Raw genomic sequence first — 21,646 nt, 5'->3', positions numbered from 1 at the left:
TTGACGTTTACTCATCACCGCCGCATCTTTCTGTATTACACGCCTGTCTATCGCCACTTGCACTGCCTTCAACCTCTTCAAATCTCTTAAGCTCATCTCTATTCTGTCCTTTCAGGCCATCTACACCTCCTTTCTCTATAAAGTTAGTATAGCCTCTCTTTAGGACATTATCATTTTGCTGTGACATTATACGCCAAACTTGTTGACATATCAGCGTGGTATATAATAGACTTGTGTATAAGCTAACGTGGATATGTATAAGTCTATGGCTCAAATAAATCTGGAACTTGAAAAATCAATCATAGCCGATAAGAAAAAAGGGCTTTCCGATAAGGACATTGGCGCTAAGTTTGGCGTCACACTCAGGGCCATAGAAAAAATTATCACTAAGGAATTTGGTATTAATATATCTTCACCGGCTGCCCTGGCGTCAGTTACCGGCAATCGTCAGAAAACTGTACCTGCTGCTAACCGTATCAAAACCCTTGCGCCGAAGGATTTTGAAATGGAAAAGACAACTGTCTGGAGTTTTAAATCAAGAGGCACATGGGCAACTCACAACGGCAATTACCGAGGAAACTGGTCTCCATATATTCCAAGAAATGTCATTCTAAGATATTCAAAAGATAAAGATTTAGTCCTTGATTATTTCTGCGGTGCTGGAACTACCGGAGTCGAATGTAAACTCCTCAGCAGGAATTTTACAGGCATTGACATAAACCCTCATGCAATCGGCCTTGCAAATGAAAATATAAATTTTGAATTCCACGCCAGTACCACCGGCACAAACGTCGATTTCATGGTTGGCGATGCCAGAACTCTTGATAATATCGGGAATAACTCCATAGATTTGATCTGTGCCCACCCACCGTATGCAGATATTGTTCAATATACACATAACAATGAAGGCGATTTGTCGAATTGCACCGCAGAGAAATTCCTGATTGAAATAGGAAAAACGGCAAGGGAAAGCTATCGTGTTTTAAAGTCGCATGGCTGCTGTGCAATATTAATAGGGGATATGCGTAAAAACAAAAATGTCATACCGCTAGGCTTCAGAACAATTGAGCGATTTCTCAATGAAGGGTTCGAGCTTAAAGACCTTGTAATTAAAAGACAACATAATTGTAAAACCACGGGTTTTTGGTACACGAACAGTATTAAGTATAATTTTCTACTGCTTGCCCACGAGTATCTTGCAATATTTAAAAAGAAAGAAGCTGGACATGCCCCAACCGAAAATGCTGACCAGCCCATACTAACTATCGATAAAATTATGGACGAAACAATTCCGATGGAGTCTACAACCGTATGGATATTCAATGAGAAAAACTGGATGGCTCAAACGCTTTATAATCTGATAAAAAGGTATTCCTCTACAGACAAATATGCTTTATTTAATAATAATGAGAGCAGTGCTCTAAATAAAAATTTGGCAATTGATTTAACAGGCAACAATATTAAAAAGTCTCTTGTATTTGCAAAGAATGCCTTGTCATCTGGTGGAATCTTTGCAATCATGTGTGAGGATATTCGCAGGGAAGATGGATTTATTATTCCAACCGCTATACACATAGAAAGACTTCTGAGAGCAGAAAAAGGCTTTCATATAAAGGAAATAGTAGTAGTTTCAATCGAAAACGCAAACAGGACTAATAATAAAGAGGACCTCGATATAACCCACAAATACATCTTGATTTATAAGAAAGCAGATTGAACAGGTAATGATTACACTTTGAAATATTCAAACATATTTAAGGACAGAATTAATTGTCTTAACTCTGATGATGTATTTAAGTATTTAATTGATACTCTTAAGGATACGATTCACGGGTGGGGTTACTATGTGAATTGGGACAAGGTGTTTAAGGACATTAGAGACGTAGAGATTTCTTTAAATATAATGAATTGTTTAATAGGGAAAGATGACATTGAAAACGAATACTCGTATCTGTTAAAACAATATCCATCTATCGCTTCGGTAATCCCTATACTAATCGCTGAACGCCAGAGTGATTTCAAAATCTTAGACCAATACAGCCTTGATAGTTTCAAAGTCAGGCACTGCTCATTTGTCCCAAAAACTGTACTAACTGACGATGAAATTGCCGATATTGTTGAGTTTAGCAAGAATGTTGGACTGCTTGATATTCTGAGAAGTAAGAAAATTAAAAACCTCGTCGATTATGTAATCGGCGTTGAGGTCGGATTGGACACAAATGGAAGGAAAAATCGTAGCGGTACAGAAATGGAAACAATCGTTGAAACATTTATTCGTGACATCTGTAAAAAGAATAACTATGCATATATAAAACAGGCAACGGCGTTAAATGTCAGAAAGACATGGAATATGGACATGGCGGTAGATAAATCGTCGAGAAGGATAGATTTCGCACTGAACAACAAGAAAAGACTTTATTTGATTGAGACCAATTTTTATAACGTCGGAGGCTCAAAGCTGAAATCTACTGCAGGTGAGTACAAATCGGCTCATGATCTATGGAAAAAAGGTGGTCATACTTTCATATGGATTACTGACGGCATGGGATGGCACTCGACAAAGCTGCCGCTACAAGAGACTTTCAGCTATATAGATTATGTGCTAAATCTGGAAATGGTATCACTAAAGTTACTGGAAGATATTATTAATGGCAACCTGTAAGCCCTGAGCGCGGGCAGGCTGCGCAACACAAATCTTAGTGACAACTTCACCTCATCAGGTAATCTTGTGAAGCCCGAAATTAAAGCGGTCTACTGTAACAGCGATGCCCTTTTTCAGGTCATACTCAGGCTGCCAGTTGAGTGACTTGGCCGCCTTTGAGTTATCCAGACAGCTTCGTCTGATGTCGCCAGCACGGGCAGGCCCCTTGTGCGGGGTGTCAAACTTGGGGTCTTTGGCTGTTCCTCGCTCTCTGAGCGACTCAAGAACCGTTCTGTAGAGATGCATTGTGCTGGTTTCAATGCCTGAGCTTATATTAATAATCTCAAAATCACCGGCAGTGAGGGCCATTATGTTTGCCCTTACTATGTCTTTCACGCAGCAATAATCGCGCGTCATTCCCTCTGGCGACTCATCATAATGGTATACCGTAGGAATCCCCCCTGATATAATCTTTTCCATAAAAATCGACACTACCCCTGCCTCGGCGTGCGGCACCTGACGCGGGCCATAGACATTTGCGTATCTCAGTACCGTGTATTTCAGGCCATAGTGCGAGGCGTAGAAATGCAGATATAGTTCGGTCGTTCGTTTTGTTATCGCATAGGGTGACAGCGGGTTTCCCAGATATGTCTCAGGCGTAGGAATAACGTCTGCCTCACCGTAGATGGCGCCGCCTGTCGAGGCAAAAAGAATCTTTTTCGTGCCATACTTTACTGCACATTGAAGAATATTCACCGCCCCAAGCACATTTACCTGTGCATCAAAATGCGGGTCGTTTACTGAGGCCGGCACTGACATCTGGGCGGCATGGTGGTCAACCACATCAGGTCTTTCTATCTCAAATACCTTGTGCAACTCATCGGAGCGTACGTCCATGACGTATAGTTTGGCCTTCGTGTTTATATTTTCCAGCTTGCCGGTAAACAGATTATCCACAATAACCACATCGTGCCCAGCGCTTATGAATCCATCCACAACATTTGAACCTATGAAACCTGCCCCGCCTGTCACTAATATTTTCATCTGTCTCCCCTGTCTCACTTATTGGCGGCAATCGTGCTAAACAGAGATAAGGCCCTCTTTACCGCCTGGTCCATGTTGTAGTACTTATACTCTGCAAGGCGCCCTGCAAAGTAAACCGTCTTAAGCTTGTCTGCCTCTTTTTTGTATTTCTCATATACCGACGCCGCACTGTCCATTGGAACAGGATAGTACGGCTCACCTGACGCCTCTGGATATTCGCGCACTATTGTCGTGCGCGGATGCTGCTGCTTTGTAAAGTGCTTGCTCTCTGTTATCTTTGTATACTGGTGGTCGTTTGGATAGTTGACAACGGCCACTTCCTGGTGGTATTCCACGTCCAGTGTCTCAAACTCAAAACGCTGGCTCCGGTATGGAAGTTCACCGTGCATGTTGTCAAAGAAGTAGTCTATCGGGCCGGTATATATTAAATAGTCGAACTTTACGTCATTGATTATCTTCTTGTAATCGGTGTTGAGCGCAATGGTTATGTTCTTGTGGTCAAGTATCCTGTCAAAGAGTTTAAAAAATCCATCGACGGGAAGCCCCTCGTACTTATCGCCAAAATATCTGTCATCTGTGTTATATCGCAGGGGGATTCGCTTAGTCACTTCAGGTGAGAGTGCCTCAGGATATACGCCCCATTGCTTGTATGTATAGTTTTTAAAGAATTTCTCATAGAAAAACTCCCCAACCTGCGACAGTACAACATCCTGTGAGTTTTTTATCTCACTGATGTTCAGGCGCACAGAGGCCAGATAGTCCCTGAGACCCTGTTCGTCAAGGTTTTTCCTGAGCAGCGTATTTACAGTGGTTAAGTTTATAGGAATTGGGAGTTTTAAGCCGTCCACATATGCCAGCACCCTGTGCGTGTAACCATTCCATTGGGCAAATTGATTGACGTACTGCCAGACGTCGTCATGGTTCGTGTGAAATATATGCGCCCCGTACTTATGCACAAGTATACCGGCGTCGTCAAAATAGTCATAGGAATTGCCGCCTGTGTGAGGGCGTTTTTCAACCAGCAGGACTTTCTTGTTTAACTGTGAGGCAAGGCGCTCGCTGACCACCGCACCGGCAAACCCTGAACCCACGACCAGATAGTCATACAGTTGGGCCACTTATGCGCCTGCAGCCCCTGAGTTTGAGTTCTCATCTTTTAAATATTCAGCTAGTGCCTCATCTTTTAAATATTCGGCTAATGCCTCATTCCACGGGCGCGGTTGAAAGGGTGTGGAGTACATTGCTGCCGAAAGGTCAAGGACTGAATATGCCGGTCTTTTTGCCGGGCGCGGGAACTCGTCCGTTGTAACAGGGATTACCTTGTTTGGCTTGCCGCTTAGTCTCAGGATTTCCACTGTGAAGTCATACCAGCTCAGTGTACCGTCTGTGGCGTCCGTAACGTGGTATATACCGTACTTGCCGCTCTCCACTATGGTCTTTATGCCGCGTGAGAGGCTGACCGTCCATGTGGGATTGCCCTTCTGGTCGTTGACCACTCTTAGTGTGTCCATCTTGCCGCTTAGGTCAAGTATTGTCTTTACGAAGTTCTTGCCAAAGCGCCCGTAGAGCCAACTGGTTCGTATTATATAGAATTTCCTTAACAGCCACTGGACATATTTCTCACCGGCTAATTTGCTGAATCCATAGAAATTGACTGGGTCAGTGTCGTCAAACGGTGTATATGGGACGGTGCTGGTGCCTGAGAATACATAATCAGTGCTGACGTGGCACAGTGGGATATCACGCTCGGCACATACCAGGGCCAGGTGCTGAGTGCCTGTGGCATTAACAAGCACTGCCATTGCACGGTCTTTCTCAGCGCCATCGACATTGGTGTATGCCGCACAGTTTATGATTATATCAGGGGAGTGTCTATCTACTGTGCCACGCACGGAGTCAACAGAGGTAATATCCATCTCGTCAATCGTCGCACTGCTACATGTATGTCCCTGCGATAGTACCGGTATTATGTCAGTTGATAACATACCGCCTGCTCCGGCTACAAAGATTTTCATTTCCAGAACCCCTCGCTCTCAGCCGCCAGCCGTTTTTTCAGCGACTGCCACCACCATTCGTTGTCTATATACCAGTTTATTGTATCAACAAGTCCGTCTTCTATTTTCTTTTCAGGTCTCCAGCCAAGTTCGGCGGTAATCTTTGCGTTATCAAGCGCATAGCGAAAGTCGTGACCAGGACGGTCTTTCACATACTTAAACGCCGCCTCACCTGTTATCTTAGCTGCCCCTGATTCGTTCATTATCTCCATGACCTTGTGTAATATTTCAAGATTCTTTCGTTCGCTGTCGCCCCCGATGTTATAGCTCTGCCCTTCCCTGCCCTTGTGAAACACTAAGTCAATGGCCTTACAGTTGTCCCCGACATAGAGCCAGTCTCTGACATTTGTTCCCTGCCCATAAACCGGTACGGGTTTACCGGTAAGCAGATTGGTTATCATAAGGGGGATAAATTTCTCAGGATATTGGTACGGCCCGTAATTATTCGACGGCCTTACGGTAATAACCGGAAAACCAAATGTCTTATAAAATGCCTTAATAAGCAAGTCCCCGGCTGCCTTTGATGCGGCATACGGTGAGTTAGGGTCAAACGGGGTGGTCTCGGTAAATTTACCATCCCCTGTCTCAAGGCTTCCATAGACCTCATCTGTTGAGACATGGACAAATCTCTGGACTTTTGCCTTTAGTGCGGCATCGAGGAGGACTTGCAGCCCTATAACGTTGGTGTCCAAAAATGGGCGGGAGTTTTCAATCGAGCGGTCAACGTGGCTCTCTGCGGCAAAGTTAATAACGCCGTCAACATTTTTCAGAAGTTCTGTGACAGCGGCCTCATCCCAAATCGAGCCATGTACGAAATGATACCGCCCTGAGTCAACCCCCTTGAGGTTATCCAAATTCCCTGCGTATGTCAGGGCATCCAGATTATACAGCTCATAATCAGGGTATTTATTAAGCATATATCTGACAAAATTTGAGCCAATGAAACCACAACAGCCTGTGACAAGAATTTTCACACCAGTCTCCTAATTATTTCAACTTGAAGAATGAGGGCTCTGCCCTCAAACTCCCGGCAGGGAACTTGTCCCCTGCACCCCCTCTAAGGGGCTTTCGCCCATTTGAAGCTATGTTATACCTCAACAATCGAATCGTCGCTTATCATTAGCCGCAAGGCCGTGTGTTGATGTGCATTTTTTATTACCTTAGCCCCCCTGCCGATAAGACTGTCCTCAAGGCGCTCAATCCCCTCAATGTGGGCATTGTCCAATATAACAGAGTGCTCAATGGCGGAGTTTTTGATAGTAACGTTATCGCCTATGCTTGTGAAAGAACCTATGAAGGTATTTTCAATGGTGGAGTTTTTACCAATCTTAACAGGGCCGCGAATATTGCTGTTTGTTACTACCGAGCCGGGCTCTATTGTTACCCTGCCGGTTGTGCGGCTGTTCACGTCTATTTTTCCCTTAATGTCGTTTTTAATATACTCATCAAGGACGATGCTGTTGGCCTGGAGGAGGTCGTCTTTTTTACCTGTGTCAAGCCACCAGCCGTCAAGTATCTCACTGTCTACGGCATAACCCATGTTGATTAGTTCCTGAATGGCGTCGGTTATTTCAAGTTCTCCGCGCTTGGAGGGTTTTATACGGGCAATAGCGTCAAATATTTTTTTCGTAAATATATATACCCCGACAAGCGCCAGATTAGAGGGTGGGTTCTGGGGCTTTTCCATAAGCTCGATGACCTTGCCATCTGAATCAAGCCGCGCAACACCAAACCGGCGGGGGTCTTCTACTGCCTTTAGGAATATCATCGCATCAGGCTTATTCTTCTTAAACCTCGCAATAGCTGTTCGCACCCCTGAACTGAGAAGATTGTCACCGAGGTACATGACAAAATCATCATCACGCAGGAATGACCGGGCAGAGAGTACAGCATGCGCAAGGCCAAGCGGTTTTTTCTGCACAATATAGTGAGTCTTTATGTTCCACGGCAGACCGTCCCCTAAATAGTCTTTTACGTCCTGACCGGTCTCTGGGGAGATTATGATGCCCGCCTTTTTTATTTTTGCCTCGCATATATGGTCAAAGACATAGCCAAGAATGGGTTTTCCGGCTACAGGTACAAGTTGTTTTGCTATGGTATGCGTGAGGGGCCTTAGTCTTGTCCCCTGCCCGCCGCTTAATATCAGGGCCTTTTTCATTTATCTCCTTGCCTTAACCTTGCCGTAACCTCGCCTTAATCTCTTAAGGCAATCAAAAATATTTTTGAACTTTATGACCGAAATGTATTATAACAAATATACCGTGTTTTTTTACAACCATGTGACCATAGAAAAAGTGGAAGCGACTCAGCCATGAAAAAGGTTATACAGTTGTTTGCGCTTATTACCTTAGACATAGCCGCGTATTACGTTTCCCTGTACGGTGCGTGGTATGGCAGAGAGAAGGTTATCCCTTTATTCTATACGCCTCCGACGCCGAATTATACTTTTGAATATTATACCGAACTGCTGTGGATTCCTGTGATTTTTATCTTCTTCATCGCCTACAAGAACATATACACGGGTAGGATACCGTTATGGGATGAGTCAAAAAAACTGGCACACGCCAATACGCTGTCATTCATGATGCTTGTAGCTGTGGTAACGCTTGGGCAGGCACAGGGGCTGGTCTCACGCGCCGTAATATCGTTGTTATGGCTTATAAGCATTTTTATATTCCCAATTTTTCATCTCTATGGGAAAAAGCTGCTCTTTATGATGGGTATTACAAAGGAGAAAGTCCTTGTGCTGGGGGCAGGTAAGACCGGCAGGCTCATCTCTCAGTGGCTTGAGCGGGAGAGGCATATTGGATATGAAGTCCTCGGCTATCTGGATGATGAGGCAGATAGAATCGGCACATATATAGACGGGAAAAAGGTCTTCGGGCAGGTCAGGCACTATACCAGATTCATTAAAGAACTCCAAATCAACACCATTATCATAGCCATGCCGTCTCTTGGCCCTGATAAGATATCTTCGCTGGCCTTTGAGGTTCAGCAAAAGGTGAAAAACACGATGATTGTCCCCAATCTCTACGGCATAGCGCTCTTAAACACCGAGCTTCTGCACTTGTTCTACGAGGAGATATTCCTGCTCAAGGTCAAAAATAACCTGAAATCCACATACAACAGGATAATAAAAAGGCTCTTCGACCTTATCGTGAGCATCGTGCTGTTACCATTTCTGCTGCTATTAATGGCCGTCATAGGGATCATAACGAAACTCACATCACCCGGCCCGGTCATATATACACAGCAAAGAATCGGTATAGGCGGGCGGCCCTTTAACTGCTACAAATTCAGGACAATGGTGCAGGACTCTGAGAGGATATTAAACGAACTCCTGCAAAGCAACAGGGATATGAAAGATGAGTGGGACAGGCACTGGAAGCTCAGCAATGACCCGCGTATCACGCCAATTGGGATGTTCCTGAGAAAGACCTCCCTTGACGAACTGCCGCAAATCATTAATGTCCTCATGGGGGATATGAGCCTTGTAGGGCCAAGGCCATATCTTCAGCGGGAGATGTATGCCATAGCAGACGACATCGAAGACATTACGAAAGTTCCGCCTGGAATCACAGGGCTGTGGCAGGTCTCCGGCAGAAGCTCAACCACGTATGAACACAGAATCAGACTTGACATCTGGTATATGATGAACTGGTCCTTAGGGCTGGACTTGTATATACTGTTGAGAACCATAAAGGTTGTACTATTTATGAAGGGGGTACGTTGAAATGAAAAAGAAAACCGTTTTAAGTGCAGTGTCGCTGGTGTTATGTGTGTTGTTTATGGTGAGTGGAGCTGAGGCATCAGGGCCGATTTTTATGAAAATCAAATCTGCCTATGACTCGTTCAAAGACATAAGCGGCAAGTTCTTACAGGTAAGCAACATCAAGGAATTAAACAAAGAGATGTCATACGAAGGGACATTTCGCATAAAGCCCCCCTCAAGAATGTCATGGCGGTACGAGGGTGAAGACGAGCAGGAGGTCTACATAAACGACGATGAACTCCTGGTATATAAAAAGAAGCACAATCAAGCCATGCGCTCAAAAATTGAAGAGGCAGCGATTGCCCAAACCCCGCTTGCGCTGTTAAGGGGTCTAAAAAACATCGAAACGAACTATGATATTACAGAAAAAAACAACATCATGCGCCTTACACCAAAAAATACCGGACAAAATGTAAAATACTTTGATGTCTATCCATCGAAAGACGCCGCCTTCCCGATTAAGAAGATAGTGTTCTATGATAAAAATGACAACACCATAGAACTCACCCTTCAGGGAGTCAAGACAAACATCGGCCTCTCGAGCGAGATATTTCAGTTTACCCCTCCCGATGGGACTACAATCATTGACAACTGATGACAGACGCCATCTATGAGTGATGTAATACTTGCAATTGACACATCATGTGACGACACATCGGCTGCGGTAGTGCGCGGAGGGAGTCAAATACTTTCAAATGTAGTATCAGGGCAGACCCTTGTGCACGAGAGATTTGGGGGCATAGTGCCTGAGCTTGCCTCAAGAAGGCATCTTGAAATCATAGAAGGCGTCGTTGATGAGGCTATGAAAACGGCTGACATGTCCTTTTCGTCAGTCAGCGCTGTAGCCGTATGCCGGGGGCCAGGGCTCATAGGGTCACTAATCGTAGGGACGGCCTTTGCCAAGGCCCTTGCCTACATCCACAAGCTCCCGCTTATAGGCGTGAACCATCTTGAAGGACATATCTGTTCAGCATTTTTAAAAGAAGGCGGGCCGCCTGAACTGCCGTTTATATCACTTGTAGTCTCAGGTGGTCACACGAGCCTCTACAGAGTGGACAACCGGGGCAGTTACAGAGAGCTTGGCAGGAGCCGCGACGACGCCGCAGGTGAGGCTTATGACAAAGTGGCAAAGATGCTTGCTCTGGGGTTTCCCGGCGGCCCGGTTATCGACAGGCTAGCAAAGACCGGTAATCCACGCGCTGTGCCATTTCCACGGGCGTATATGCCGCAAACCCTGGACTTCAGTTTCAGCGGTCTGAAGACATCAGTAAGGAATTTTATAGCCCAAAGTACAAATAATGTACCGGTACAAGACATCTGCGCATCCTTTCAGGCAGCGGTCATAGATGTGCTGATAAAGAAAATCGAATGGGCAGCAGCACAAGAGGGCATCACCACGGTAGCGCTCTCAGGCGGGGTTGCGGCAAACGATGGACTGAGACAACAAATCACGCGGCTAAATGGAATCAAAGCCTACTGCCCGCCCAAACCTCTCTGCACAGACAACGCCGCCATGATAGGGGCTGCCGCGTATGGGCAATTTTTAAAAGGAGAATTTGAGGACTTAAGCCTGAACCCCAAGGCGTATCTGCCGGTGGGATGAGATGTTAGGCTTCTTGTAAAGCCTTAATAAGGCATCATTTAGTTAATCGCTTACTGAGGTTATTTCTCTTTCTAACGGATGCTCCTGACAAAAAGTCAATATGTGTCGAGGAAGTGTCGTTTAATGGGGTAGCCACGGCATTCAATCAGACTTGGATTTAGGGCAATAAAACAGCAGGGGCATAAAAGACGGCGATGTCTGTCATGCCCCTGCAGCTTATGTTCGGAACAGAATCTTAGTCTTATGTCCCATCACTAATCGTTAGGGTAACTGTTATTGCCGCCCCGCCTTGGGTTTGAGGAAAGACTGTTTGTTTGAGAACTACAAGCAGGCTCTCAACATTGACTATACTGCCGTTTATCCTCTCGGCCTTTGTGACTTTACCGTCCTGGCCAATGGTTATTTTTATTACCGAAGTCCCTTTGAGCTTATTGGTTATGGCAGCCGTGTTGAGCGCAGGCATGGCGGTTTTTATTGCAGCTTCTACGGCGCTGCGGTTGATTTCACTAGCCGTTACCAGCTTTGTAAGCTCGACGACAGATGGGGCTTCAACCTTTTTTAAGGCGTCTGCCGCGGCTTCCTGCTCGTGTGCCTTTTTTGCTTTTGTTTCGGCCTGTGATGCCGGAGATGCCGGAGATGAAGGAAGTGTCGGCATGGGCATTGCTCTAAGCGCATCTGCTCTGCCTGCACTAGCGCCAAATGTGTTTGCACCTACTGCATAGTCGGACACGCCTTCGGGAAGCGGCAGCGGCTGCTTAACCGTTACGGCCTTGCCGTCTTTAAGGCGAACTTCAGTGTCCACGGCGACAAACGACGTATAGTCTGTCAAGAGGCTGTATTTCAGTCCAAGCTCTGTAACCTCTTTTACAATGGCGCTGTCCTGACCAAGTCGGTTATAGTCGGCAAGCCTTGCTATGCGGTCGCGTGCCCACAGATACTTTAAGGCGCTATTGACCTTTTGCGGCTTTACCTTGCCAATGTCTATTTTCTGTGTGACAGGGCCGCCTCCGGTTTGCCCCTTTATTACAACTGTGCCTTCCGGCTCGCCTGAGTACTTACCAAACACTGCTATTGGACGATTTGACATTACATCTGGGACATGTTCCGGCTCTATGTCCTTTGTCTTTAATTGTCCGAAATCTACGCCTATCCTTGTCAGAACCGGTGAATCTATCATCTTTCTGAACTTGTCTGCCATGACTGGCGCTTCCTCGGGCTTTGTTATCACAAACGGCTCTCCTTTGCCAACCCGTGCCATACCCTCAAGCAGGTAGCGGTTTACGCTTGTGCCTATGCCAAATGTAAAGATATTTGTATTGCCAAGGTTGTTTCTTATTAACTCAAATACCTCTTTTTCAACGGTAACATAACCGTCTGTGGCGATTACTACTGTATTTGAGACACTTGAGTCCTGTGATAACATCGAAAAGGCATGTTTGATGGCAGGCAGGAGCTCTGTACCGCCGCCGCCTTTTTGCCTGTCAATGAGGGTTAAGGCCTTTTGTATGTTATCAGGGATTGCTGGCAGTGCCTTTTCAGACATTACAGATGACCCGCCTGCAAACAAAAGTACATTAAATGTGTCGGTGGGGCGCAGCGAACCTATTAAATCCTTTACCAGTTTTTTTGAAATCTCAAGCGGGAAGCCATTCATGGAGCCTGAGACATCTACTATGAACATGTACTGGCGCGGAGGGATTTGATTTATCTTGACATCTTTCTGCGGCTCTACCATCATGAGGAAATACTTATCAGCGCCGTCGTCATAGAGCATCAGCCCTGAGCCTATAGACTTGCCTGAGAGCCGGTACTTCAGAATGAAATCCCGCACCCCGCCGCGGCTTTCCTTATTATCAAGGTGTACATCGGCAAGCGCTGCCCCGCTGTATGACACATTGGTTTTGTGCGACGGCGTGGTGAGTTCAGTAATTGGCAGAGGCGATGAGAGCCTTACTGATATGTCAAGCGTTGACAGCGCCCCCTCGCCCTTACGCAGGTACGGGTTTTCTACCCATTGCTCAGATGGAGCGGAGTCTGCCTTTAATGCATTTGAATACCTTGGTCCTACAACCGTTGGATATACAAACTCATACACCCCGTCCGTTGGCGTTATTAACTCCGTGTATTTAAGTTCTATCTTTATTACGTCGCCGGGCAGGATATTAGCCACGTTCATTTGAAACACGTTGGGGCGCTGCTGCTCAAGCAAAGAGGCGCTTTTCCCCTCCTCTTTGGCCTTTTCGTAGTCCTTTCTAGCCTCATCGCGCCGTTTTATCCCGGCAGTAATGACACGCTCTCCGATAGTCATTTTCATGGCATGGACAGCCGCGCGTGTCGAGGCAGGGAATACATATATTGCCTCGATTGCCTTTGTCCCTTCATTTTTATATACCTGCTCAACCGTTACGTCGGCAATTACACCTGCGATATTTGCATCTACCCTTGTTGACTTAAGCGCCACCCTGTCAATGCCGTCGTCCTGTCCCCTGACAAAAAAATACGGTGAGAGCGTCTTATCAGAAGACTCCTCTGCTGCAGCCACAGATGCCACAAACATTACTGCCACAAACATTACCCATGCAATTATCCTCTTGTTCCCTTTCATCTTTAGTACCTCCGTTTCTTTTTTTCGATTGCAATCGTTACTTCTATAGACAACGGCTGATTGGAAAAGTTCCACGCAGCGGCAAAAAATTATTTGGTGTACAGTTGTGGGACGTATTCCCGTATCAGGGAAAAGTTAGGGTGTGCTTTTTACTACTGATTTAATAAATAATTTTTCGGTCTTCTCCATTTTACGCAGCCATTTAAATGAAAAGAACAGTGTTACGATTAAAGACAGAAAGCCTGATGCCACATCCAGATACGATATGTTAAACGTGTGCTTTAGTATGTATCCAATTACCGCCCCAAGCATAAAATTAAATGTGGGAAGCAGGTAGAGTAACAGGTATCCCTTCTTTTGAACACTGCTGTCTATGCCGACCGTAACTATATCATTCACTGTGGCATTAAGCGTGTTATTGACCTCCATGACCATGCCGGAGCCTCCGGGGTTGCACATCCCCATCTGCCCCTTTCCACAGCCCTTGCAGGCTGCACCCTTGTCTATCATGACAGTGGCCGTTACACCGTCTGTTTTTATCACCCTGCCGGTCTCTATGACAGCGTCTTTCATCATGGGCGATTGGTCATCTCCTTTTACCGGTTATCAGCCATACAAATATAAAAATTCCTAATGCCGTTATTACGATTGTCCCGCCGCTTGCTATGTCAAGGTAATACGACAAGACAAGACCGCATAACACCGAAATCAGCGATATTACAATCGATATAAAGAGTGTTTGCTTAAAACTCACGGCAAACTGCATCGCCGTTACTACGGGCACCACCATCAGGGCGCCTATCAGCAGTGCCCCCACTATCGGCATCGCCAGCACTATCGCCACTGCTGCCAGAATTACTATGACAAGATTAAAGGCCTCTGCCCTCAGACCATTAGCCTTTGCCAGAGACTCATCGAAGGACACGAAAAACAGCTCCTTATAAAGCAGAAAAATAGCCGCAAGAATCAACACACCAAGCGCCGCGATGAGATATAAATCCCTCTCTGTTACAGTTGAAATGCTCCCAAAGAGATACGCAAACAGCCCGGCATTAAACCCGCCCGCCATGCTCAACAGCACAACCGCCGCCGCCATCCCGCCCCAGAAAAAAAGCGCTACGGCAGACTCCCCAAATACCACCCTCGACCCGCGCAGCTTTTCTATCCCCACAGCGGCAGCTACAGACACGACCAGCGCCCCGCCAAGCGGATATGACTTCAGCAGCATCCCCGCCGCCACCCCCGTTAGTGAAATATGAGCAAGTGTGTCCGCCATCAGTGAATACCGCCTTACAACCATAAATATCCCTATCACAGGGGCAATTACAGCCAAGATCGCACCGGCAGCGAATGCCCTCAGCATAAAATCAAACTGAAATATCTCAGGCATCGCCTCCCCCTCGACCTCTCTCAGTGCCTGTGAACTACCGGCGTTACCATACCGCCATAGGCGATCTCAACAAGCCTGTCCTCTGTGAACTGCCCAGGCTCACTGTGGCACAATAGTGTTGTGTTCAGGCATAATACAGTTTCTACTTCGTGTGCTATAACCCCTAAGTCGTGCGTCACAAACAGGATGGTTATGCCGCTTTCTTTATTGAGTTTTTGCAGAAATTCATAGAAACGCTCCTTCGAGGCCGTGTCCACACCAACAGCCGGTTCGTCAAGGATTAGCACCTTTGGGTCTCCGGCCAGTGCCCTTGCGATAAATACACGCTGGCGCTGACCACCGGAGAGTTTTCCAATCAGGCGGTCTTTGAAATCAACCACCCCTGCGGTTTCCATAGCTTGAGCAACGGCTGAATTGTCTTCCTTTGTGAATCTCTTAAACAGACCCCGTCTTGCAGTACGCCCGCTTCTGACGATTTCATGGGCGGTTGCGGGAAAGTAAAACTCCGACTGTGAGGCGTTCTGAGGCACGTATCCAATCAGGAAACGCCTTGTAAACTCAATAGAGGGTTCACCAAAGAGCCTCACAGTACCTGATGACGGTGTAAGAAGGCCAAGTATTATCCTGATAAGCGTGGTCTTGCCGCCTCCGTTTGGCCCTATCAGGCCGGTGTACTGACCTTCGGCAATTTTAAAACTTACGTTTTCTATGACAACGTTTTTGTCGAAGCTGAAATTAATGTTTTCAGCTTCTATACAGTATGTGCCGCTTGTTTTCATTGGCAGGAGAGCGCTGTGCGCAGGTTTTTAAGGTTGCCTTCCATAATGGAGATATAGTCTCTGCCTGCTTTGGCATCGGCTGGCGTCAGTCCCTCCAGTGGATTGAGTACCAGCGTTGATGCACCTATTTCACGTGCTACTGTTTCGGCTATTTTAGGGCTTACGAGGGATTCAAAAAAGATATATTTTATGCCATGCGCCCGGGCAGTCGTCACCGCCTCGCCTAAACGCCGCGGCGATGGTTCCTCAGACGGTGAAAGACCGCTTAATACCAGTGTCTCTAAGTTATACCGCTGCGCTAAGTACGCAAAGGCGCCGTGTGTTACCACAATCTTACGTGTTGTGCAGGATTTAAGGCCGTCTCTGAATTTTTTGTCTAATGCCCTTAATTTTCCCAGATATACCTCTGCGCCTGTTCTATAGGTCTGCCCGTTTTCGTGGTCTGCCTTTGCGAATGAATCACGTATGATTTCTACCTCTTTTTGCGCAAACACGGGGTCAAGCCACGTGTGCGGGTCTGTCCGCCCATGGTGCTGCTGAAGTGTGATGCCAGATGTCATGTTTACCGTAAGGACACCTGTTTTTTCTAAGTCCGGTGCTATTTTCTCAGCCCACAGGTCAATACCGGCTCCGTTAAATATAAACACACGCGACGAATATATACGCCTTATGTCCTTAGGGGCAGGTTCGAATTCGTGCGGCTCTACTCCAGCGGGGATAATGGTCTCTACATCGGTGAGGCTGCCCCCCACTTGTTTGGCAAAGTGGGCAAGGGGATAAATAGATGCGGCAACTTTTATCGCAGCGTTTGCGTTTGGCGGTAATATTAACAAGGCCGTGACAGCGGCGATTATTAGCGGCAGCCTTGATATGGCTGTCCATTTCACCTGCACCCCACACAAAGGCCAAAAAAATTCAACGCATGACCGGTAACTTTAAAATTTTTTAAATCAACACGGCTTAACTGCTCCTCCAGCGCGCAGTCTTCGATAGTTACGCACTCAACGGCACTGCACTTCAGACACAATATATGGTGGTGATGGTCAGAGCGGTCAAGCTCATATCGTTTCTTGCCGTCACCGGCATTGACTTCCACTATTATGCCCTGTGCGGATAAAAAGTCCAGCTCCCGATACACAGTTGTCTTATTCACTTTCACGTCAAGGGCCATGAGATGGGTTTTTAGTTCAGGGGCAGATATGGGCGTGACCGTGTTAGAGAAAAATATCTCTATAATGAGTTTCCTGATTTTAGTTAGTCGAAACCCCTTGTCTTTCAGTGCAGCTATCGCCATTACTGTATGATGTTCCATGTGTATATTATATTGCAACGAGGTTGCATTTGTCAATGCCACAATTCACCGCCCTGGTCTCACCGTTGCCAGTCATTCCTTCAAAGGTCATGTAGTTTTTTCGTGAGGCAATTCGAGGTCTTGACATGTATAGACAAATTGTCTACAATATAATATGTTTGAGTGGGATGAAGCAAAACGGCAAAAGAACCTTGATAAACATCGCCTTGACTTTCGGAATACGCGGCTGATGTTTGACGGTCGAAAAGCAGTTCATGTGCCAGCCTTCAAAAATACTGAGTTCCGTTTTGCTACTATCGCCATTATTGGCGAGAAGTGTTACACGGTTGTGTGGACGTGGCGGGGAGATCTCCGCCGTATAATATCTTTCAGGAGGTCGCGCGATGGCGAGGAAAGAGCATATCGTCAAATACACGGATAATGAATTGAGCAAGCTGGTCGAGCGTGAGGGGACGCTTTCCGATTGGGAGAAGGCCGCCAGCATGACACAGGCAGAGATAGAAGCCTGTGTTGCCTCTGATTCTGATGAGGCTGAAATGGTCATGGATTGGGATAACATCACAGTAGAGTTGCCGCACCCTAAGGCCGTTCTGAACATGCGAATTGACAAGGACATACTTGACTACTTCCGTAAGACCGGCAGAGGCTACCAATCCCTCATCAATGCCGTTTTGCGGTCTTATGTTCAACGGCGAGATCCCCAGCATCACCACAAGGGATAACAAGCAGATGAGTGTTTGAGGTGACCGAACGTAAGCACCTTAGCTGTAATATAAAATCTATGGATATGTTATTTTAATCCCTTTGGCGGTAAATACATTTTTGGCTGTCTCAGGCATTTCATCGCTTAAAGCTGCATAGTCTGCCGCGTTACACCAGAGGAAGACAGACATTTTTATCGCGGCCTCAGCTATTTCAATTACTTTTATTGCAGGCGCCGGGGTCTTTAAGATACGGCTGTCTTCATTAAACATTGAGAGAAAGATTGCCTTAATATGTTGAATATCGCCGTTTTCTGCAATGCCAAACGTCAGGTCTAGTCTTCGCTGAGGCTCGGTAGAGACGTTTGTAATGCTTCCGCCGGAGAGCGGGCCGTTTGGAATAATAATGGTCTTGTTGTCTGAAGTCTTGATAACGGTATGAAATATCCCGATTTCGCTGACTTTACCTGTAAATCCCTGGGCTGAAATTACATCGCCAACCTTAAAAGGCTTAAACAGTAAAATAAGAACGCCGCCAGCAAAGTTAGCCAGATTATTCTGTAACGCAAGACCGACCGCCAACCCTGCGGCTCCCAAAATAGCTACAAAAGATGTTGTCGCTATTCCAACCATTGAAGCAACGCTGATAAATAGCAGCACTTTCAGTATAATATTTGATATGCTTCCCAGAAATGATTGCAGCGACGGCTCCAATTTACCCAAACTCATTGCCTTAACCAGTGCCTTATGTATAAACTTAATAACCCACAGTCCGGCAACCAGGACAGCGGCTGCGAGGAGTAACTTCGGTGCGTAGAGAATGACCATATCATATGCCCTATTTACATAATGAGTCGTGTCCATGCGGCCTCCTTATAAAATAATACATTCTAAACGATAGTAGAGCATAACGGCTGACTATATTTCAAGTTGGTACAATACTTTTTTTATCATACCTTACGCGATATTTTGGGCGCAGTTGTTAATAAGCTCAAGGGTATTATATAATAACGTCACGATTGAAGCATTTTAAGGAGGCAGCAGATGGAATTAGTCAAGTTTTTATCGTCAGTCAAGCAGTTTGAAGACTTAACCAAAGAAGAAATCGATTATCTCTTGCAAAACGCCGAGACTGTCGAATACAAACAAGGTGCCGACATAAAGAGACACGGGGAAATCGGCAGGTTTCTGTGGATTGTTTACGATGGAAAAGTAGATATCTCAATAAGTGACGACGATGGAAACAAGGAATCAATCGCCTCTTTAGCACGCGGTGAGATATTCGGCGAGATGTCAATTATTACCGGAGAGCCTTCGGGTGTCGATGTTGTGGCAGCGGACAATTCTCTATTGGTTCGTCTCCCAAGAGAAACCATCTCTGAGATATTCGCAAAAAATCCAAAGAGCCTTTCAAGGTTTGTTCAGATGATTACAAAGCGTCTGGTCAAAAGACAGACAGAGACCACATGGTCGGCCTCGAGAGAGACGGCAATAAAGGTAAACAATGACCCGTATGACCTTGAGTTTTCCTCTGCCGTTGACCCGATTAAAATTCTGGTAGTAAACTGCCGCAACACCTCTTTGAAATACACGCTGTTTAATACCGCGTACAGTGTGCCGCTTGTGGACGGTATTATCGAAAAGATTGGCAGCCCGGACTCCTCACACGTGATTCACTCTCCGCTAGGCGGCATGGAGCAGCATGAATCCCTTCAGGATATAGCGTCGGCCTTAAAGTCTATGATAACTGCAATTGCCGACCCAAAAAAGGGTTATTTAAAGAATATCGAAGAGATCAAGGCCGTAGGTCATAGGGTCGTTCACGGCGGAGATAGATTTTTCAACTCAATTGTTGTAAATGACGAGGTAATAGCGGGCATCCGCAGTTGCAATAAAATGGCCCCAATGCACAATCCATATAACCTGATGGGAATAGAGGTACTGGAGAAACTCATTCCATCGGCAGTCCATGTGGCGGTTTTTGATACCGCATTTCACAGAAATATGCCAGAACACGCCTATCGTTATGCACTGTCAAAGAGTCTCAACGAGGACGAAACCATACGGCGGTACGGGTTTCACGGGACAAATCACAATTTCGTCATGTTGAAGGCTGCCGAATTTTTAAAGCGGCGTGTTAAGGAGCTAAAGATAATCTCCTGCCATCTTGGGCACGGCTCATCAGTATGTGCCATAGACCACGGCAGAAGCATCGACGTCAGTATGGGGATGACACCGCTTGAGGGGCTGATAATGGGAACCAGAAGCGGGGATGTTGACCCGGGTTTGCTGCTCTATCTGACGCAGATAGGTTATACCACTGAAGAGCTTAACAGGATATTGAACACCGAAAGCGGCTTAAAGGGCCTGACCGGAGTGAGCGGCTACATGACAGATGTACTCAAAGCTGCAGAAGAAGGAAATGTGATGGCCGAGACAGCCATCAGGATGTTCTGCTACAGGGTAAAAAAATACATCGGCGCTTACACGGCAGCATTAGGCGGCCTTGACGTCTTAATATTCACAGGCGGTATCGGGGCCGGTTCTTATGAAATCAGGGCAAGGGTATGCCAGGGCTTTGAGGGATTTGGAACCATCATTGATAGCGATTTGAACAAAATGAATAAACCTCTCACCATGCAGGTAGAAGATGTTTCAGACGAGAAATCCAAAGTAAAAATCCTCGTAATCCAGCCCGATGAAAAGAAGATGATAGCCAGAGAGACCCTGCACGCGATGGGCAGATTTCATTCATCAAAGAACAGAATCGAAGACTACAAGAACATGCCCATACCAGTTAATGTCTCAGCGCACCATGTGCATCTGAACCCGGCGGCATTTGAGAAGTTGTTCGGTGCAGGCAAGACACTAAGAGAGAGGGCGCCGCTTAGTCAGCCCGGGCAGTTTGCAGCCGAGGAAACGGTAAATCTCATAGGTCCAAAGGGCAGAGTAGATAAGGTCAGAATACTTGGCCCGTTCAGAAAGGAATGTCAGGTGGAAATATCAAGGACAGAGGAGTTTAAACTTGGCATAGATGCCCCTGTGAGAGACTCCGGGGATATAGAAGGTACGCCGGGTATAACGCTTGAGGGCACAGAGGGCAGATTATTAAAGATAGAAAAAGGTGTGATATGCGCCAGAAGACACGTACACATGTCAACAGAGGATGCCCTACGCTTTGGTCTGCGGGACAGGGATGTTGTGCTAGTTAAGATAAAGAGCAGCAGGGAGCTGACATTTGGGGACGTACTGGTAAGGGTAAACCCTGAATACAGGCTTGACATGCACATCGACACGGATGAGGGAAATGCCGTACAGCACACTGTAGGGATGCAGGGCTACATCGAGGGCATACAGTCAAGGGCGTTTATGTAAAGAGCGCCTCACGCAACCGTGTGCTGGAGCCGGAGATTGATACTAAAGTCTCCGGTACGCCCGGATTGATTAATATCATGGATTTATTTTTGACCAATATTACAGAAGCGAGGCATTGAAGGAGCCAAATATGTCCATTACGTCGATTATTAAGCCTTCTATGACCTTAGATGTTACCATGCCTTCGAGTTCCGCGATTGAGTGTTTCATATATCTGCCGTTTTCAATAGTTAAAATCTCTATCATTTGTAACTCTGGTATAACTACCCAAAACTCCGGCACTTTGTATTTTTCGTAGACAGCCCGTTTGACTTCGGTATCTCTTTCATATGAGCCAGGTGATACTATCTCGCATACCATGTCCGGTACG

At 46.2% G+C, this 21,646-nt stretch carries 22 protein-coding genes; 8 read left to right on the top strand and 14 right to left on the bottom strand.

Annotated features, from left to right (window positions below):
• Positions 1-7 precede the first annotated feature (7 nt).
• Complete coding sequence (locus ASN18_RS14770) at positions 8-187, bottom strand: hypothetical protein (RefSeq protein ID WP_085053553.1); 180 nt, start codon at positions 185-187, stop codon at positions 8-10.
• A gap of 78 nt (positions 188-265) precedes the next feature.
• Here ASN18_RS14770 and ASN18_RS14765 point away from each other — a divergent pair, with 78 nt between their 5' ends.
• Positions 266-1,717 carry a TRM11 family SAM-dependent methyltransferase gene (locus tag ASN18_RS14765; protein ID WP_085053552.1) on the top strand — a complete coding sequence of 484 codons (1,452 nt, stop codon included), beginning with the start codon at positions 266-268 and terminating at the stop codon, positions 1,715-1,717.
• Between the two features lie 18 nt (positions 1,718-1,735).
• A complete protein-coding gene (locus ASN18_RS14760; RefSeq protein WP_085053551.1) occupies positions 1,736-2,662 on the top strand; it encodes a type II restriction endonuclease in 927 nt (308 codons plus the stop codon).
• Between the two features lie 54 nt (positions 2,663-2,716).
• Here the strand turns inward: ASN18_RS14760 and ASN18_RS14755 are convergent, their stop codons facing one another.
• The 5 genes from ASN18_RS14755 to ASN18_RS14735 all read right to left on the bottom strand — a co-directional run bounded on the left by ASN18_RS14755 (position 2,717) and on the right by ASN18_RS14735 (position 7,897).
• Entirely contained in the window at positions 2,717-3,685 is a 969-nt protein-coding gene (locus tag ASN18_RS14755; RefSeq protein WP_085053550.1) for an NAD-dependent epimerase/dehydratase family protein, read from the bottom strand.
• Positions 3,686-3,699: 14 nt separating this feature from the next.
• Positions 3,700-4,803, bottom strand: a complete 1,104-nt coding sequence (glf, locus tag ASN18_RS14750) for a UDP-galactopyranose mutase (protein WP_236861792.1) — start codon at positions 4,801-4,803, stop codon at positions 3,700-3,702.
• The gene (gene rfbD / locus ASN18_RS14745; protein WP_085053549.1) at positions 4,804-5,700 is read right to left on the bottom strand and encodes a dTDP-4-dehydrorhamnose reductase; all 897 of its coding nucleotides are present in this window, start codon (positions 5,698-5,700) and stop codon (positions 4,804-4,806) included.
• Positions 5,697-6,713, bottom strand: a complete 1,017-nt coding sequence (gene rfbB, locus ASN18_RS14740; protein WP_085053548.1) for a dTDP-glucose 4,6-dehydratase — start codon at positions 6,711-6,713, stop codon at positions 5,697-5,699. The genes rfbD and rfbB overlap by 4 nt, the downstream gene beginning before the upstream one ends.
• 113 nt (positions 6,714-6,826) lie before the next feature.
• Positions 6,827-7,897, bottom strand: a complete 1,071-nt coding sequence (locus ASN18_RS14735) for a glucose-1-phosphate thymidylyltransferase (RefSeq protein ID WP_085053547.1) — start codon at positions 7,895-7,897, stop codon at positions 6,827-6,829.
• 153 nt (positions 7,898-8,050) lie between these two features.
• Between ASN18_RS14735 and wbaP the strand changes: the two genes are divergently transcribed.
• From wbaP to tsaD, 3 genes are read left to right on the top strand one after another with little or no spacing between them, the layout of a single operon-like run.
• Positions 8,051-9,472, top strand: coding sequence for an undecaprenyl-phosphate galactose phosphotransferase WbaP (gene wbaP / locus ASN18_RS14730; protein ID WP_085053546.1), 1,422 nt, complete (start codon positions 8,051-8,053; stop codon positions 9,470-9,472).
• A 1-nt stretch (position 9,473) separates the two neighbouring features.
• On the top strand, positions 9,474-10,106 hold the full coding sequence (gene lolA / locus ASN18_RS14725) for an outer membrane lipoprotein periplasmic chaperone LolA (protein ID WP_085053545.1): 633 nt from the start codon (positions 9,474-9,476) through the stop codon (positions 10,104-10,106).
• Between the two features lie 15 nt (positions 10,107-10,121).
• Positions 10,122-11,114: a tRNA (adenosine(37)-N6)-threonylcarbamoyltransferase complex transferase subunit TsaD gene (tsaD, locus tag ASN18_RS14720; protein ID WP_085053544.1), complete on the top strand. Its 993-nt coding sequence runs from the start codon at positions 10,122-10,124 to the stop codon at positions 11,112-11,114.
• Between the two features lie 241 nt (positions 11,115-11,355).
• Here the strand turns inward: tsaD and ASN18_RS14715 are convergent, their stop codons facing one another.
• From ASN18_RS14715 to ASN18_RS14690, 6 genes are all read right to left on the bottom strand, one after another.
• Positions 11,356-13,719, bottom strand: coding sequence for a VIT domain-containing protein (locus ASN18_RS14715; protein ID WP_085053543.1), 2,364 nt, complete (start codon positions 13,717-13,719; stop codon positions 11,356-11,358).
• A 135-nt stretch (positions 13,720-13,854) separates the two neighbouring features.
• Positions 13,855-14,295 (bottom strand): SoxR reducing system RseC family protein, encoded by a 441-nt coding sequence (locus ASN18_RS14710; protein ID WP_085053542.1) that lies wholly within the window; start codon positions 14,293-14,295, stop codon positions 13,855-13,857.
• Between the two features lie 10 nt (positions 14,296-14,305).
• Positions 14,306-15,109: a metal ABC transporter permease gene (locus ASN18_RS14705; protein WP_085053541.1), complete on the bottom strand. Its 804-nt coding sequence runs from the start codon at positions 15,107-15,109 to the stop codon at positions 14,306-14,308.
• A 20-nt stretch (positions 15,110-15,129) separates the two neighbouring features.
• Entirely contained in the window at positions 15,130-15,888 is a 759-nt protein-coding gene (locus ASN18_RS14700) for a metal ABC transporter ATP-binding protein (RefSeq protein WP_085053540.1), read from the bottom strand.
• Complete coding sequence (locus ASN18_RS14695; protein WP_236861791.1) at positions 15,885-16,775, bottom strand: metal ABC transporter solute-binding protein, Zn/Mn family; 891 nt, start codon at positions 16,773-16,775, stop codon at positions 15,885-15,887. The genes ASN18_RS14700 and ASN18_RS14695 overlap by 4 nt, the downstream gene beginning before the upstream one ends.
• Entirely contained in the window at positions 16,772-17,242 is a 471-nt protein-coding gene (locus tag ASN18_RS14690) for a Fur family transcriptional regulator (RefSeq protein WP_085053538.1), read from the bottom strand. Before ASN18_RS14690 ends, ASN18_RS14695 begins: the two co-directional genes overlap by 4 nt.
• 112 nt (positions 17,243-17,354) lie before the next feature.
• Here ASN18_RS14690 and ASN18_RS18020 point away from each other — a divergent pair, with 112 nt between their 5' ends.
• Both ASN18_RS18020 and ASN18_RS14680 read left to right on the top strand, forming a co-directional pair.
• The gene (locus tag ASN18_RS18020) at positions 17,355-17,621 is read left to right on the top strand and encodes a BrnT family toxin (RefSeq protein WP_085053537.1); all 267 of its coding nucleotides are present in this window, start codon (positions 17,355-17,357) and stop codon (positions 17,619-17,621) included.
• On the top strand, positions 17,584-17,922 hold the full coding sequence (locus ASN18_RS14680; RefSeq protein ID WP_085053536.1) for a BrnA antitoxin family protein: 339 nt from the start codon (positions 17,584-17,586) through the stop codon (positions 17,920-17,922). The genes ASN18_RS18020 and ASN18_RS14680 overlap by 38 nt, the downstream gene beginning before the upstream one ends.
• Before the next feature lie 57 nt (positions 17,923-17,979).
• On the opposite strand, the gene ASN18_RS14675 is transcribed toward ASN18_RS14680, so the two are convergent.
• Complete coding sequence (locus tag ASN18_RS14675) at positions 17,980-18,765, bottom strand: mechanosensitive ion channel family protein (protein ID WP_085053535.1); 786 nt, start codon at positions 18,763-18,765, stop codon at positions 17,980-17,982.
• A 180-nt stretch (positions 18,766-18,945) separates the two neighbouring features.
• On the opposite strand from ASN18_RS14675, the gene ASN18_RS14670 reads away from it, so the two are divergent.
• Positions 18,946-21,276 (top strand): acetate/propionate family kinase, encoded by a 2,331-nt coding sequence (locus ASN18_RS14670; protein WP_085053534.1) that lies wholly within the window; start codon positions 18,946-18,948, stop codon positions 21,274-21,276.
• A 99-nt stretch (positions 21,277-21,375) separates the two neighbouring features.
• Here the strand turns inward: ASN18_RS14670 and ASN18_RS14665 are convergent.
• On the bottom strand, positions 21,376-21,646 hold a 271-nt coding region (locus ASN18_RS14665), incomplete at its 5' end, for a Uma2 family endonuclease (RefSeq protein WP_236861790.1).

It is taken from the genome of Candidatus Magnetominusculus xianensis, assembly GCA_001541255.1.
Classification (GTDB): Bacteria; Nitrospirota; Thermodesulfovibrionia; order Thermodesulfovibrionales; family Magnetobacteriaceae; genus Magnetominusculus; species Magnetominusculus xianensis.
This window is presented reverse-complemented; position numbering and strand designations above follow the sequence as displayed.

Coding starts and splice junctions, on each gene's coding strand:
- ASN18_RS14770 (WP_085053553.1), bottom strand. CDS start 187: ATGTCACAGCAAAATGATAATGTCCTAAAGAGAGGCTATACTAACTTT.
- ASN18_RS14765 (WP_085053552.1), top strand. CDS start 266: ATGGCTCAAATAAATCTGGAACTTGAAAAATCAATCATAGCCGATAAG.
- ASN18_RS14755 (WP_085053550.1), bottom strand. CDS start 3,685: ATGAAAATATTAGTGACAGGCGGGGCAGGTTTCATAGGTTCAAATGTT.
- rfbD (WP_085053549.1), bottom strand. CDS start 5,700: ATGAAAATCTTTGTAGCCGGAGCAGGCGGTATGTTATCAACTGACATA.
- ASN18_RS14735 (WP_085053547.1), bottom strand. CDS start 7,897: ATGAAAAAGGCCCTGATATTAAGCGGCGGGCAGGGGACAAGACTAAGG.
- wbaP (WP_085053546.1), top strand. CDS start 8,051: ATGAAAAAGGTTATACAGTTGTTTGCGCTTATTACCTTAGACATAGCC.
- lolA (WP_085053545.1), top strand. CDS start 9,474: ATGAAAAAGAAAACCGTTTTAAGTGCAGTGTCGCTGGTGTTATGTGTG.
- tsaD (WP_085053544.1), top strand. CDS start 10,122: ATGAGTGATGTAATACTTGCAATTGACACATCATGTGACGACACATCG.
- ASN18_RS14715 (WP_085053543.1), bottom strand. CDS start 13,719: ATGAAAGGGAACAAGAGGATAATTGCATGGGTAATGTTTGTGGCAGTA.
- ASN18_RS14710 (WP_085053542.1), bottom strand. CDS start 14,295: ATGATGAAAGACGCTGTCATAGAGACCGGCAGGGTGATAAAAACAGAC.
- ASN18_RS14705 (WP_085053541.1), bottom strand. CDS start 15,109: ATGCCTGAGATATTTCAGTTTGATTTTATGCTGAGGGCATTCGCTGCC.
- ASN18_RS14700 (WP_085053540.1), bottom strand. CDS start 15,888: ATGAAAACAAGCGGCACATACTGTATAGAAGCTGAAAACATTAATTTC.
- ASN18_RS18020 (WP_085053537.1), top strand. CDS start 17,355: ATGTTTGAGTGGGATGAAGCAAAACGGCAAAAGAACCTTGATAAACAT.
- ASN18_RS14680 (WP_085053536.1), top strand. CDS start 17,584: ATGGCGAGGAAAGAGCATATCGTCAAATACACGGATAATGAATTGAGC.
- ASN18_RS14675 (WP_085053535.1), bottom strand. CDS start 18,765: ATGGACACGACTCATTATGTAAATAGGGCATATGATATGGTCATTCTC.
- ASN18_RS14670 (WP_085053534.1), top strand. CDS start 18,946: ATGGAATTAGTCAAGTTTTTATCGTCAGTCAAGCAGTTTGAAGACTTA.